This window comes from Planococcus plakortidis (genome assembly GCF_001687605.2).
Taxonomy (GTDB): Bacteria; Bacillota; Bacilli; order Bacillales_A; family Planococcaceae; genus Planococcus; species Planococcus plakortidis.
Genome location: NZ_CP016539.2, coordinates 863636 through 877280, shown reverse-complemented (window position 1 = coordinate 877280; position 13645 = coordinate 863636). Strand labels below are relative to the sequence as shown.

The window sequence follows — 13645 nt, the reverse complement described above, 5'->3', positions numbered from 1 at the left end:
TCATGGCGACTTTTCAAAAATGGTTTATTGTGTGCTTGCTTGCTGTTGGCGCTTTGGCTGCAAGCAGCGAACAGCCGTCCGCTGCTGAATCCAACCCGCATGAATTTACTGTGCGCACTATGCCGCTTGCAGTGATGCCTGAGCGAGTAGCGAGAAACCACCGGGTGAGTTTGTCGGCAATCGGAGATGTGCTCATCCACGAACCGCTTTACGAAGATGCCAGAACCGGCAGTGGGTATGATTTTGACGCCATGTTCGCGCCAATCCAGCCCTTCCTTGAATCCTCCGATATCACCGTCGCCAACTCCGAAAGCATAATCGGCGGCAGCGAAATCGGGGTATCGAGTTACCCTTCGTTCAATAGCCCATCCGAACTCGGCGATGCCATGAAGAATGCCGGGATCGATGTCGTTTCCATGGCAAACAACCATACCATGGATCGCGGCGTACAGGCAATCGAGAACGCCATTTCCCATTGGCGGGATATCGGCATGGTGTCAAGCGGCTCTCACCTGTCCGCACAACAACGCGCCGACATTCCGGTACTCGAACGCAACGGCATCACGTTGTCGTTTTTATCCTATACCTATGGCACCAATGGCATCCCGACGCCTGTCGGCCGGCCATATTTGGTCAACCGCATCGACCGGGAGTTGATCCGACAGGATTTGGCGCATGCGCGCAAGCATTCCGATGTATCGGTGTTGAGCCTCCATTTCGGCAATGAATATGAAATGATGCCGACACAAGAGCAAGCGGAACTTGCCCGTTTCGCCGCTGAAAACGGCGCAGACATCATTCTGGGCCATCACCCCCACGTCCTGCAGCCGCCTGCATGGATCGATACTGCAGATGGCCGCCGCAGTTTCGTCTTCTATTCGCTCGGCAATTTCCTGTCCGGGCAAAAAGGCGTCGAACGGCGGATCGGCGGCATCGTCCATCTGGAAATCGACAAGCTAGAAACTGCAGAAGGCTCCAGCATCGACATCACAAACCCCGCCTTCACCCCGACCTTCGTCCAGCACGACGGCTTTAGGGATTATGAAGTTCTATTATTGAAAGATATCAACGAGGAATGGAACGCCAATACGAAAGCCCACCTTGCCACTTGGATGCCGGAACTGGAATTCCGTGAATAGAGGAGTGAGTTGATGATGCAGGACTGGAAAGTGGAGGAACAAAAATTATACACGCCCGCTGCCGAAGCGCATGCCGTGCATATCCCGAAACAATACTATTTCGTTATCGACGGGCGCGGGAACATCGGATCCGAGGATTTCCATGAACGCCTTCGTCTGTTGACTGCCTTGTCAAAAGCGGTCCAGGAGATTCCGCAGCATGGCTATTGCCCCCCCGGCTTCACGGATTATTCCCTGTATCCGCCGGAAACACTCCATCACGCACACTGGCCGGACGGAGGCCCTGCAACATATTCGCTGATGATCCGCCAGCCCGATTTCATCGATAACGAAACCATCGATCTCGCCTTTAACCTGATCCATAGAGAACGGAAGTTCCCGCTGCTTCCCGAAGTGGCATTCGAAGAGGCCGAAGATGGGTTATCGGTTCAATTGCGCAGTTCTAAAAAGCACGAAGCGGCTGCGGAAGCATTCCGGAAGATCGATCATTTCTTGCTTTCGAATGCCTTGAAGCGGCGCAACTTCCAGCACCGCGAAATTTATCCAGGACAAGGCAGCACTTTGTTCTATCAAGTGGTGTACCGTGTTTTTGTCGAGGAAGCGGAATAACCGCCTGGCTCTAAGGCCATCAGCTAACAAAAGAAAAGCCGTCGGGAAAAGTGCCAAGGCACTTTTCCCGACGGCTTTTTCCGTTACATCGGATTTTTCTTATAGTTTTCGTCCCGCCGGAAATTCCCGACCACTTCCATCGTCTCGGTGATACTGACGAAGGCATTCGGGTCGATTTCCCGGATCAAGGGCCGGACAAATGCCAGCTCATAGCGGGTGATGACGCTATGCAGCACTTTCACCTTGGCGCCTGTATAAGCGCCTTCCCCGTCCGTAACTGTAATGCCCCGGTACAAATTCGACAATAGCTTTTTCTTCACTTCGTCGCCTTTGGCCGTCACCACCATCAAGCTGAGCTTGATATGACGCGTGTGGATGCGGTCGACGACGATGCCCGTAATGTAGATCGAGGCCATCGTGTACATCGCGAGCTCCCAATTGAAGATAAAGCCCGAGATGAAGACGACGCCGCTGTTCAAGGTGAATACCATGAAACCGAGCGGAATGTCGCGTTTCATGGTCAACAACAGGCCGATGACGTCAAAGCCGCCGGTCGAGCCGTAAAAGCGGATGATGATCCCGACTGCCGCGCCTGAAATGACGCCCCCGAATACCGATGACAATAATGCATCTTCGGTCACTTGGACGATCGGGATGTACAGCATGGCAATCGACGTGACAGCTACTGAAAAAATGCTGTTGGCGATGAATGTCTTGCCGAGCTTCATCCATCCGACGATCAGAATCGGCAAGTTCAGCAAAATCAGCCATATCCCCGAGTTGACCGGCGTCATCAAACCGAAGATCATGGCAACGCCCGTGACGCCCCCTGATAGAATTTCGTGTGGCAATAGAAACATATTAAAAGCGATCGCCATAACAATGGAAGCAATGAAAATTGCCCCGAGGCGGTAAAATTTCTCCATTTTGTATTCTCCGTTCATCTAATGGTAATGAGCGATGCCTGCATTCCGTTGAAGGCGATGAGGCAAGGCAGCGATTCACATTATAGGGGGAGGCATCATAGAAAAGCAAGTACTTCTGGCTGGATTTTCATTTTCTTATTATTCACGGAATATCCCTCGATTGCACGGCGTTTCAAAAGCTGCAATTGAATGCCGGAAACATTAAGACTAAAATAGAAGAAGACAGTGCATGGCGAGGAGAGATACTATGGATCCGTTAGACATCATCGACAATATGGATAAAATCATGCCGGCCTTCCAGCCGATCGTCAGTGCCGTCAAACACGACGTCATCGGCTATGAATTGCTCGGCCGCTACATAGAACAGGATGGCACCAAATCACTCGGCGATTTCTTCAACGACCCGGAAGTTCCGGACGAGTTCAAAACCGAAGTGGACCAAAGGCTGCTCGAGATGGCGTTGGATCAATTGCTGCTCGAAAATAAGGACTGCCTGTTGTTCATCAACCGCAACGCACGCCAGCTGATGGCAGGGGACGGTGAAGATTTCCTCAAGACCTTGCTCGAGTACCGGAAACGCGGGTTTCCGCTCGAACGCATTGTCCTTGAAATTACCGAACACGACTTCAACGATGATTTCGATACACTTAACCACTTGCTCTTGTATTTCAAAACCTACGGCATCCAGATCGCCGTTGACCACGTGGGGGCGAAAAGCTCGAACATCGACCGCATTCGCCAATTGCGGCCGCATATCCTAAAAATCGATATGAGCATCAGCCGCCATCACCAGCCCGATGCATTCCAGGACATTATCCATTCCATCTCGATGCTTGCCCATCGCATCGGCGCACGCCTGCTATACGAATATATTGAAGATAACCACCAACTGTATTTCGCCTGGAAACATGGCGGGCATTACTACCAAGGCTATTATTTGGCCCATCCCGACCCTACCCTTTTGACAACGGGGGCCTTGTCCATTCATGTAGGCGACAAAGTAAAAGAATTCGTCCACCGCGAAAAAGCGATGGTCAGCGAACGTTTGGCCTATACCGCCCGTTCCGAAGAAAAACTCAAGCGCTTGATGGGCAAATGGCAAAGCCCCGACTATGCCGACCTGTTCATCCAGGAAGTGCTGCCGCTGTTCGAAAGGGAAAGTTTCCGCATCTACATCTGCAATAGCGACGGGGAGCAAGTTTCCTCCAACTTCCGGAAAACAGTCGGAAACTGGCAAAGCGAGCCTCAGCAAATCGGCTCCCACTGGGCTTTCCGCCCGTATTTCCTGGAGAATATGATGCTTATGAAAGCGAGCCATAAAGGAAGGCTGTCGGACATCTACGCCGATATCGAAACCGGGGAAATGATCCGTACATTCAGCTATCCGCTATCGGACGAATGCTTCCTGTTTGTCGATTTAAGCTACGAATTCATTTCTGAAAATGATTACTTATTGTTTCAATGAAGCACAGTCAAAAAAAGGAACCCGAAGCAGCATGTGCCGCTTCGGGTTTCATCATTTCGCTTCCTTTTCCAGCTTGTCGATATAATGATCGAGTTTCCCTCTTTGTTCACCGCTGATTTCAGGCAATTCCGGGTTGATTTCTTCCAGCATTTCGACCATCACCCGGGCGATGATCAAACGGGAATACATTTCATCGTCCGCCGGCAATATATACCAGGGAGCATAGTCCGTAGAAGTATGGGTCAGCATATCGCCGAAAATCTCCTGGTAATCTTCCCAATGTTCCCGCTCTTCGACATCGCTGAAGGAAAACTCCCAATTTTTCTCGGGATTCTTCATCCGCTCGAGAAGGCGCGAAGTTTGCACTTCTTTCGAAAGATTAAAGAAGAATTTGACAAACGGAAAACCGTTCTCGACCATATACCGTTCAAATTCGTTGATTTGCCGGTATCGCCGGTTCCATACTTCCCCGTCGATTAACTGGTCGGGCAAGGGCTCTTCTTCAAGTAAATCATGGACGCGCGGCGCAATCACTTCTTCGTAATGGGAACGGTTTAGAATGCCGATTTGCCCCCGCTCCGGCAAGGCATCGTGCAGGCGCCATAAATAATCATGCTTCAATTCCTCTTCCGTCGGTTTCCCGAGTGTCGTCACTTTCAGCCCTTGTGCAGTCAAGTTCGAGAACAAATAGGTGATCGCTTCATCTTTTCCGGCTGCGTCCATTGCCTGAAGGGCCACCACAATGCCTTTTTCTTCTTCTGCATGAAGCCGGATATGCCATGTTTTCAATTCTTCGATTGTTTCCTTCAATTGCTGTTCGATTTGCCCGGGTTCCATTCGATTATCTTCTTGTGTCGGCCAGTCTGAGAGATCCACTTTCTCGCCGGCTTTCACTTTATATCGTTGGGTATCCATTAAAGCCCTCCTTGGATATGAATGTTTCTATCCCTATACCCTTTTTCAGCTTTTGGAATTACAGGGCTTTTTTCTCAATTTGCCATTTTTCCTTTACCCTGGCCAGATGAAAACTGGGGTTGGGTGCACACCATGAAAAAGCTCCCCCGAAACCCATTGGGATTTCGGGGGAGCTTTTCAACTTCTGAATGATATTGCTTATTCGTAGGCAATCGACCCATCTGCCTTTTGTTCATATGTGATATCTTCCTCTTCCATCAAGGAGATCAGGATTTCGGCTTTGTCATCTGCCTGCTCTTTTTGGCGGTCCAGGATTTCATCCAGTTTCTCATGGACTTCCTCGACCTGGTTTTTCTGCAAAGTCTTTGTCATTTCACGCGTCAACTCGATTTGGGCAAAATGATAGGATTCCAATCGGGCAAGACGCGGATCGTCCGTGTCGAGTTCTTCGGACAATTGCTCCAGCTTTTTCTCCATCTCATTGATATGGAGTTCCGTGAGCGAATTGTGGTCATACAGGCGAATGAGCGAATTGCTGACTTCTTTGAGCACTTCCTCGCTTTTCTCGCTCTGGAAAATATACTGTTGGATTTCATCCTGTTCTGTAGTCGCCGCCGAACGCCCCTCATTCCATGGCGCCACATAACTGGCAAAGGAATATACATTCCACAGGATGAACAACAGTAAAATGCCGCCACCGGCCTTCAGCCAAAGCTTGCGGCTTCCTGGATCTTTTTTATGGTGTCGAAAATTAGGCGGTTCAGCACCGGATTCTGCGCTTTTTTCCGCCTCGATTCGATTGGATTCATTATGCGGATTACTATCTGAAAACTGGTTGTAATTAGCCATGTTACCCTCCGGACATCTATTCGTAACACGATTGTAACAAAAAACCTTAAAAATAGCATCCGTTTTTTTAAGAAAGCAAGAAATTATGACAATATTCGACAAAACGATGGCATCCTTCGGTTTGAATGAAGAAGGGAAAAGGCCTGTTATGGACGTGCTTCAAGAGGTTAGCCTTCCCCGTTTTTCGGGTAAACTATCTGCAAGCCTCACCAGTTTGTTCAGGCACATTTTTTATTAGCCACTCCGTTTTCCATCGCGTTATAGAAAGGTGGTCTTTTCATGCGCGTTTCCTGTATGGGAAGCATACTGATTTCAATTATCCTGTCGATCGTGTTGACCATTTTGCTGAATTTATTGTTTTTCTAGTGGGCAGTTTGCCGGTCGATTCCTGAGAAAGCTTTGCAACAATGGAAATGGAGGAACTCCCGATGACGAGAACATTTGTGATTTTACTGATTGTGTCGGCGCTGTTGTTCATCGGCTTCTATTTTGCCATCACCCTCTACAACCGTTTCATTGGAGGATTCGCCTCCTTAGGAGAGCTGCTTCCTGCAGGCCTCATTTACGATGTGCTCGCTGCCATGATACGGGCATGAACCCATCTACACAAAGAAAACCCTTCGCCTCAGCGAAGGGTTTTCCTTTATTCTCCTGGGTTTTCCTTCGCGCTTCCGGCTTCGGATTTACGGTAATCGAATTGCCATTGGACGCCGAACTTATCCTGTACAACCCCGTATGCTTCGCTCCAATAACTTTCCTCGAATTCAAAAATCACTTTCCCGCTTTCCGCCAATTTATTGAAATCAGCTTTCATTTCCCCCAGTTCTTCGGAACGGACTGACACGTGAAAATTACTGCCAAATGTAGCAGGCTTCCCAGGCATCGCATCCGATAACAGCAAATAATTGCCGTAAAGCGGGAGTGCCGCCTCCAGGATCAATTCCTTCAGGTCCTCATCCAGTTTCGACCCCGGATTATCCCCGTAATGAATGACGGACACATCGGTTATCCCGAATACCCCTTCATAGTAAGCCAGCACTTCTTTGCAATTTCCATTGAAAATGATTTGCGGATGGATCGCCACCTCTTCGCCCCCTCTTGAACTTTCCGTGTTGTCCTCTTTTCCCTTCCATTTTCGGCATTAAACTCCCGCACCTATTTCCAGGCAGGCAATTTTTTCATGAACGCGTACACGATCGGCCCAAGGAATACGGCAGCCAAAAACAGATAAAAGGATACGGAAGCGATGAGCACAGTGAAAATTCCGCTCCATAATGCAGCTACCGAATACAAGAACAACATAAGGACCGCCCAGACAATGCTGATGCGAAGTGCCGCATTCTTCATCCGGATCCTTCTCAGCCAGGACAGGCCCAATGACAGCAAAAAAGCAGGGACGATCATCCACAATAGGGTTTGCATCGCCATTTCACCGCGCACTTCATCGTTCAATAACAACATATCGGAGTTTCCGGAAACCGCCATCGATACCAATAGACCGGCGACCGTAATCAATGCATAAAGCCCCAGGCCAAACAATAGATCCTTGACCAACTCCACCGCTTTCCAGTTTTCCACTGCCTTCCCTCCTTATCGATCCCGGAACCTTCAATCTCTTGCTTTACGGGAAATAATCGCTCTTCCAATTTAGTTCGCCGCCCCGTGCCCTTTCCCCTGCTCATCTTCATACCCAGAAAATGCCGCTCACAGAGCCTAGCAAGCGCCAGCTTTAAAAAAATTCCCGTTCCTGGCAGTTCACGCTTTGTGCTGGGCCCTTGAATCCTCTAAAATTATGATGCAACCATGACCCTTAAGGAGTGACGATAGATGAACGAAACGATCCGCCAATTGACCGGTGACGACTTTCAGGCTTTACAGGATATGGACACCGGCATCGACGATGATTATGTCATCCGTGTATTCGACCGGATTTCGACAGGGCCTAACCGCATATTCGGTTTGTTCCAGGACGGACAGCTCGCAAGCATCGGAGGTTACACCATTTTTGCCGGCAGCTACGCCATGCTCGGGCGTATGCGGAGCGACGTGCGCTTTCGCGGCCAAAGCTTATCTTCGCGCCTGATGGCCCATGTCCGTGATGCGGCATTGGAACATCCCGGTATCCGCTTTGTCGGCGCGAACACACAAGAGTTCAATTTGCCGGCACAGCGCGTGTTGGAAAAAATCGGCCTATCCCGCCAAGCTGAATTATTTTCCGCCATCACCGGAACCGTGGAGATTTTCGAAACCGGCGCTGCGCCTTGGCGAAAAATAGACAGCCATGATGAAAAGATGCGCTGGCTCGAGGCAGTTTATATCCGCTCAGGGCGGGTCTTCCCGCTGGAATGCTATTATCCATTTCCCGCAACCCCTGACCTGTTTTCCGGCGAGGCACTTGCACAATGGGATTTTCATGAAAACCCGGCACGCGACCGGATCGTCATCACTAAGCACGATGTAAAGAAATACGATTATCTCCACACCATCTACCCATGGGAAGATTTATTCGACCAGCCAGGCCTATGGGAAACCTTGCGCGCACCGTTTGAAAAGATCCGCCATGATTCCAGGGAAGGCGCTTTTGTATGGATCGACTTGACGCGTGCACAAGCCAGCAAATTGCCGGACGGGCATCCGTTTGATTTGCCGTCTCCTTGGTTTTTATACGGCACAGAACTCGATTGATTCCCCCTCCTCCCCTTCTGGATGTTTAAGCGCCATGTTGAATAGGAAGATATAGAGTATAGAAGGAAAACAGCCAAGGAGGAGAATAGGATGACACAGCAGGAACATCGCCAGGAAGAAGTAGCAGAAGATTTGAAGCAGGAGATGCCTGCGAAAGAAGTGAAGAACGGGGTCGAACTTTCGAACCCGCTTGAAATCGTCCAGCGCATGCTTGAAGTGGCGACGCAGGAACTCGAATTGCCGCAAGGAGTATACGAAATCCTGAAAAAACCGAAGCGCATCTTGAAAGTGTCGATTCCGGTGCGCATGGATGACGGGACCTATCGCGAATTCGAGGGCTATCGCTCGCAGCATCTGGACGTGCTCGGCCCGACAAAAGGCGGCGTCCGGTTTCACCCTGGCGTGACGGAAGACGAAGTGGCGGCTTTGTCGATTTGGATGTCGATGAAAGCGGCCATTCTCGGAATCCCTTACGGCGGCGGCAAAGGCGGAATCATCGTCAATCCGAAAGAACTATCCGAACGGGAACTCGAGGAATTATCCCGTGGCTTCATCCGCGAACTCGAACCGATCATGGGGCCTGAAAAAGATATCCCGGCGCCGGACGTCAATACGACACCGCAGATCATGGGGTGGATGATCGATGAATTCTCCCGCCTGAAAGGGAAAAACGTGCCCGGCACGATTACCGGCAAGCCGTTGATCCTCGGAGGATCGGAAGGCCGCGTGGAAGCGACCGGCCGCGGCGTCGTCTTCACCATCGAAGATGCTGCCAAGAAATTGGGGCTCGAACTTGAAGGCATGACCGCAGTCGTGCAAGGCTTCGGGAATGTCGGATCGATCACTGCCAAACTATTGCATGAGCGCGGCGTGAAAGTGCTCGGCATCGTCGACGCGGGCGGTGGCGTTTACCATAAAGACGGGCTGCCGATCGAAGAATTGATCGGCTATGCCCAAACGACCGGCACGGTTGCCGGATATAACGGCTTCGAATCACTCAGCAATGAAGAGCTATTCGCTGCCGATGTGGACATCGTCGTGCCTGCCGCGCTCGAAAACCAGATCACTTCAGCCACCGGCCCGACCATCCGCGCCAAGATCGTGGCAGAGGCGGCGAATGGCCCAACCACGCCGGATGGCAACGCCGCGATGGAAAAGAACGGCGTCACCGTCATTCCGGATATTCTATGCAATGCGGGCGGCGTCACGGTATCCTATTTCGAATGGGTACAGAATACGACCCATCTGCGCTGGACCGAACAGGAAGTGAACGAGCGGCTCCACACCGAAATGACCGACGCTTTCGATGATGTCTACGAGATGAAAGAACAAAAAGGCTGCACGATGCGCGAAGCCGCTTATTTGGTCGCTGTTGAACGAATCGCCCAGGCGATGGAAGCACGCGGCTGGATCTAAAAGGACAGGCTGTCCCAACAATCCCCAGAAACGGGCTGTTGGGACAGCCTCTTTTTTTCCGCCGATGTTTCCGGAAGGCTTTTTACAGGTAGTGAATAGGAAAGGCCCTTACCGCCAGAAAAGGAGAACTTCCATGAAAATAATCGATTACTGGGTCTATTTGGCCTTTTCCGCATTTAAATTATTCCTCTTCAGCCTGTATACCGATACCCCGTTCAGTCTCGGATTTTTCCTGATCAGCTTCTCGAGCGCATTGATCCTCTCAAGCTGGACTTTGCTGATCGATTCCCGCAAACGCCGCTGGATTTTGCTATCGCTCTTGGCGCTCCATAGCGTCCTGTTGATTTCGGATGTATGGTATTACCGTTATTTCGGTGATTTATTATCCGTCCAATTGATTCCCTCGATGACGCAAATGAACGATGTCGGCGGCGGGTTTTTAAGCTTGATCCGCTGGACGGACTTTTTCTTTTTCGCTGACTTCCTTTTGTATCTTGCCTTCATTTTCGCCCTTAAAAAACGCGTAGCAGAACGGCCGCAAATAAACCGCAAATTGGCGGCGGTACTGGCCGCGCTTGGGTTGTTGGTATTTTTCGCCCCGCTCCTTGCGAGCATCGCAAAAGGCGAACGCTGGCTTACCGGGGACGCTGCGAGCAATATGCGCGAATACTATGAGCTTGGATTTTGGGGCTACCATGGCTATGATTTCGGAAAAGGTATCGTTTCCATTTTCCGCGAACCCGAGCCATCCGATCAGGATAAAGCCCTTCTCCAGGAAGCGGCCGCAGACCTTCGCACGAAAAACAGCGGCGAGCAGCCGAACATCATCCTCGTGCAATTGGAATCACTGCAGAACTCCGTCATCGGCCAGGAAATCGGCGGAGAAGAAGTGACGCCTTACTTGAATAGGCTTGAAGAGGAAATGCTTTACTTCTCTTCCTTCCACCATCAAACCCATGAAGGGCGCACATCGGATGCAGAATTTTCCATCAATACTTCGTTGCATCCGCTGCGCACAGGATCTGTCTACACCCGCTTTCCGGACAGCACATTCGCGCCGCTTCCGGAAGCCCTGCGCACAGGCGGCTACGATACAGCCGCCATGCACGCCTATGAAGCAAGTTTTTGGAACCGCAATACGGTCTATGAAAACATCGGCTTTTCCCGCTTTTTCAGCGAAAAGGACTACCCCGATACGGAAAAAATCGGCATGGCGATCAATGACGAAGATTTCTTCAGGACTTCGGTCGATCACATCCAAAAGCTGCAGGAACCGTATTATGCCTTCATGATCGCCTTGAGCAGCCATATTCCCTTTACGATTCCTGAAGATAAAAAAGAGTTGGCGCTGCCGGGCTATGAAGATGAACTACTGCGGAATTATTACCATACCATCCATTATGTTGACGGGGCGGTCGAAGTACTCGTCGATGAATTGAAACAGCGAGATATGTGGGACGATTCACTGGTCATTTTCTATGGTGACCACGACAGCGGATTGACCGAAAAAGGCCGTGAGATGGCAAGCAAGCTCGATGCCGATGGAACGACAGAGCAATTCGAATTGTTCCGGACGGTACCGCTATGGATCAAGCCACCGAACTTATCAGAAGGTAAAACAATCGAGACCGTTGGCGGGCAGATTGACTTGGCACCGACGATCCTGGAACTTGCGGGTATCGACCAAGGCTTCATGCTCGGCACTTCATTGCTGTCGGGCACCGAAAAGCCCGTCGTTTTCCGCGACGGCTCGTTCCGGAAAGGCGATGTGTACTTCAAGCCGGACCTGACCTCGCCCCCCCGGTTCTGGTGAATGCTATTCGATCGAAAGCGGTGAAAAAATCGATAGCGCGGATTGTGAGCCTTATATCGGCGATGCGCTCGATCAATTGCGTATTTCGGATACCGTGATCGAAGACAATGCCCTGGACTATATCGAACAATGAAAAAGCTGGGCTCAGAAATCTGAGCCCAGCTTTTTTCATCTCATGACGCTGCCGCCGGAAATCTTCACCGATTCCCCGACGATATTCGGTGCGGCATCTGTTAGCAGGAATGCAATCGTTCGGGCGACTTCCTGAGGAGTTGACAGCCGGTGCGAGGGGATCCCTGCCTCCGCTTCTTCCATCGCCTGCGCAAATGGAATCCCTTTGCGCTCCGCTTTTCTCTGGATGCTGGCCCTCGCCATTTCCGTATCGACATATCCCGGGCATACTGCATTGACGCGGATGCCATGCTCAATCGCCTCCAAGGCCATGGATTGCGTCCAACCGACCACCGCGAATTTGCTTGCCGCATAAGCCGTGTTTCCGGCCGTGCCGCGAAGCCCCGAAAGAGAAGCGAGATTGACGATGTCCCCTCGGCCTTCTTCCATCATGCGCCGGTACACCAACTGCGTCAGCATAAAGGTAGAGGTGTAATTGATGTTCATCAACCGCTCCAGAAATTCCTGGTCCAGTTCCTCCACTTGTTTTCCGCCAGCTGCGCCGGCAGAGTTCACCAATCCGCCGATAAAGCCGAGACGCTCTTCCGCGCTTTCCACCAGTTGCTCCCGTTCCTGTGGATCCGTTAAATCCGCTGCATGGACGTACAAGGAGCTTGTGTCTATCAACGGCGATAATTCGCTTGCCAATTGCGTTAATTTATCCGGGTCACGGCCGCTAACCGTAAGTGTCGCGCCCATCTGCGCCAGTGTTTTGGCTGTTTCCCAGCCGATGCCCCCAGTCGCTCCCGTGACCAGTATGTGCTTGCCGGCCAATGCTTGTTGGCTGAAAATACTCATGGCTTTTCGCCTCCCTTGCCTGCATTGATTCCCTTAAAAGCCGGCCAATCAAACATTAAATGTCGCAAAAACCTTAAAACAGACGGAAAGGCGTGATGTAGTATATACTAATGGGAAATACACGAGTGCTGTCATTTTTTTCACTTCCAGCTATTCACTTCCAGCTGAAGACGAATTTCATCACTAGTTGGAAAATGCGTTACACGGAGGGAAAAAATGAACCAAAAAATGAGCGATTTTACCGAGTCTTTGCGCGTCCTCGACTATGCGCATATCCTTTACTTAAGCGAACAGGCCGATTTGTATATTGAAAATGCCGTAACTTATATATTAAACGGCATCCGCAACGGCGACCGCGTGCTCTTTGTCGAGAACCCGCGGATCTATCCGCAGATCCATAAAAAGCTCCAGCAGTTATTGAGTGCTGAAGAATTGGGCTTGATTCATTATGTCAATAATTTCGATTTCTATTGGCGGAAAGGAAATTTCCACCCCGACGCCATCCTGGAGTATTTCGAAAGCATCCTCGGCGCCTTCGCGGCAGACGGCCGTCAATGCCGGACTTGGGGCCATATCGAATGGGCCAGCCAGCAAGACATCGATCATAAGATCATCGAGTACGAAACGGAAGTCGACCGATCCATGCCTCAGCGCAAATCCATATCCGTTTGTGCATACGATGCGCCCCGCGTCTCGGATAGCCTTCGCGAGCGGCTCATGCTTTGCCATGGTTACCTAATGGAAGATTCCAGCGTTTCCGCAATATCTTTTCTTGACGAGAGAAAAGCCCGGAATTAGGAATTCCGGGCTTTTTTCTTTTTCACCGCAAAGCTCTTTTCATTCCATGCATATTTTCTCC

Annotated in this window: 14 protein-coding genes; 8 read left to right on the top strand and 6 right to left on the bottom strand. The window is 50.7% G+C overall.

Going from position 1 to position 13645, the window contains the following annotated elements; genetic code table 11:
* Window positions 1–2: 2 nt before the first annotated feature.
* Both BBI15_RS04500 and BBI15_RS04495 read left to right on the top strand, forming a co-directional pair.
* Window positions 3–1139: a CapA family protein gene (locus BBI15_RS04500; RefSeq protein ID WP_068872498.1), complete on the top strand. Its 1137-nt coding sequence runs from the start codon at window positions 3–5 to the stop codon at window positions 1137–1139.
* Window positions 1140–1151: 12 nt separating this feature from the next.
* Window positions 1152–1748 (top strand): hypothetical protein, encoded by a 597-nt coding sequence (locus BBI15_RS04495; protein WP_068872497.1) that lies wholly within the window; start codon window positions 1152–1154, stop codon window positions 1746–1748.
* A gap of 83 nt (window positions 1749–1831) precedes the next feature.
* On the opposite strand, the gene BBI15_RS04490 is transcribed toward BBI15_RS04495, so the two are convergent.
* The gene (locus BBI15_RS04490; protein WP_068872496.1) at window positions 1832–2674 is read right to left on the bottom strand and encodes a YitT family protein; all 843 of its coding nucleotides are present in this window, start codon (window positions 2672–2674) and stop codon (window positions 1832–1834) included.
* Between the two features lie 247 nt (window positions 2675–2921).
* Between BBI15_RS04490 and BBI15_RS04485 the strand changes: the two genes are divergently transcribed.
* Window positions 2922–4139, top strand: coding sequence for an EAL domain-containing protein (locus BBI15_RS04485; protein WP_068872495.1), 1218 nt, complete (start codon window positions 2922–2924; stop codon window positions 4137–4139).
* Between the two features lie 51 nt (window positions 4140–4190).
* On the opposite strand, the gene BBI15_RS04480 is transcribed toward BBI15_RS04485, so the two are convergent.
* Both BBI15_RS04480 and BBI15_RS04475 read right to left on the bottom strand, forming a co-directional pair.
* Window positions 4191–5054: a PPK2 family polyphosphate kinase gene (locus tag BBI15_RS04480; RefSeq protein ID WP_068872494.1), complete on the bottom strand. Its 864-nt coding sequence runs from the start codon at window positions 5052–5054 to the stop codon at window positions 4191–4193.
* A gap of 198 nt (window positions 5055–5252) precedes the next feature.
* Window positions 5253–5903: a hypothetical protein gene (locus BBI15_RS04475; protein ID WP_068872493.1), complete on the bottom strand. Its 651-nt coding sequence runs from the start codon at window positions 5901–5903 to the stop codon at window positions 5253–5255.
* 428 nt (window positions 5904–6331) lie between these two features.
* Between BBI15_RS04475 and BBI15_RS04470 the strand changes: the two genes are divergently transcribed.
* On the top strand, window positions 6332–6499 hold the full coding sequence (locus BBI15_RS04470; protein ID WP_157101626.1) for a hypothetical protein: 168 nt from the start codon (window positions 6332–6334) through the stop codon (window positions 6497–6499).
* 47 nt (window positions 6500–6546) lie between these two features.
* Here BBI15_RS04470 and BBI15_RS04465 read toward each other — a convergent pair whose 3' ends face one another.
* Together BBI15_RS04465 and BBI15_RS04460 are read right to left on the bottom strand one after the other, a co-directional pair.
* Window positions 6547–6987, bottom strand: a complete 441-nt coding sequence (locus BBI15_RS04465; protein WP_068872491.1) for a VOC family protein — start codon at window positions 6985–6987, stop codon at window positions 6547–6549.
* Window positions 6988–7058: 71 nt separating this feature from the next.
* On the bottom strand, window positions 7059–7481 hold the full coding sequence (locus BBI15_RS04460) for a hypothetical protein (protein ID WP_068872490.1): 423 nt from the start codon (window positions 7479–7481) through the stop codon (window positions 7059–7061).
* A 249-nt stretch (window positions 7482–7730) separates the two neighbouring features.
* Here BBI15_RS04460 and BBI15_RS04455 point away from each other — a divergent pair, with 249 nt between their 5' ends.
* The 3 genes from BBI15_RS04455 to BBI15_RS04445 all read left to right on the top strand — a co-directional run bounded on the left by BBI15_RS04455 (window position 7731) and on the right by BBI15_RS04445 (window position 11817).
* On the top strand, window positions 7731–8588 hold the full coding sequence (locus tag BBI15_RS04455; protein ID WP_068872489.1) for a GNAT family N-acetyltransferase: 858 nt from the start codon (window positions 7731–7733) through the stop codon (window positions 8586–8588).
* Window positions 8589–8678: 90 nt separating this feature from the next.
* Entirely contained in the window at window positions 8679–10004 is a 1326-nt protein-coding gene (locus tag BBI15_RS04450; protein ID WP_418312493.1) for a Glu/Leu/Phe/Val family dehydrogenase, read from the top strand.
* A 133-nt stretch (window positions 10005–10137) separates the two neighbouring features.
* Window positions 10138–11817: an LTA synthase family protein gene (locus BBI15_RS04445; RefSeq protein WP_237150910.1), complete on the top strand. Its 1680-nt coding sequence runs from the start codon at window positions 10138–10140 to the stop codon at window positions 11815–11817.
* A gap of 168 nt (window positions 11818–11985) precedes the next feature.
* On the opposite strand, the gene BBI15_RS04440 is transcribed toward BBI15_RS04445, so the two are convergent.
* On the bottom strand, window positions 11986–12786 hold the full coding sequence (locus BBI15_RS04440) for an SDR family NAD(P)-dependent oxidoreductase (RefSeq protein WP_068872488.1): 801 nt from the start codon (window positions 12784–12786) through the stop codon (window positions 11986–11988).
* 216 nt (window positions 12787–13002) lie between these two features.
* Here BBI15_RS04440 and BBI15_RS04435 point away from each other — a divergent pair, with 216 nt between their 5' ends.
* Window positions 13003–13584, top strand: coding sequence for an MEDS domain-containing protein (locus BBI15_RS04435; RefSeq protein ID WP_068872487.1), 582 nt, complete (start codon window positions 13003–13005; stop codon window positions 13582–13584).
* The last annotated feature ends 61 nt before the right edge of the window (window positions 13585–13645 follow it).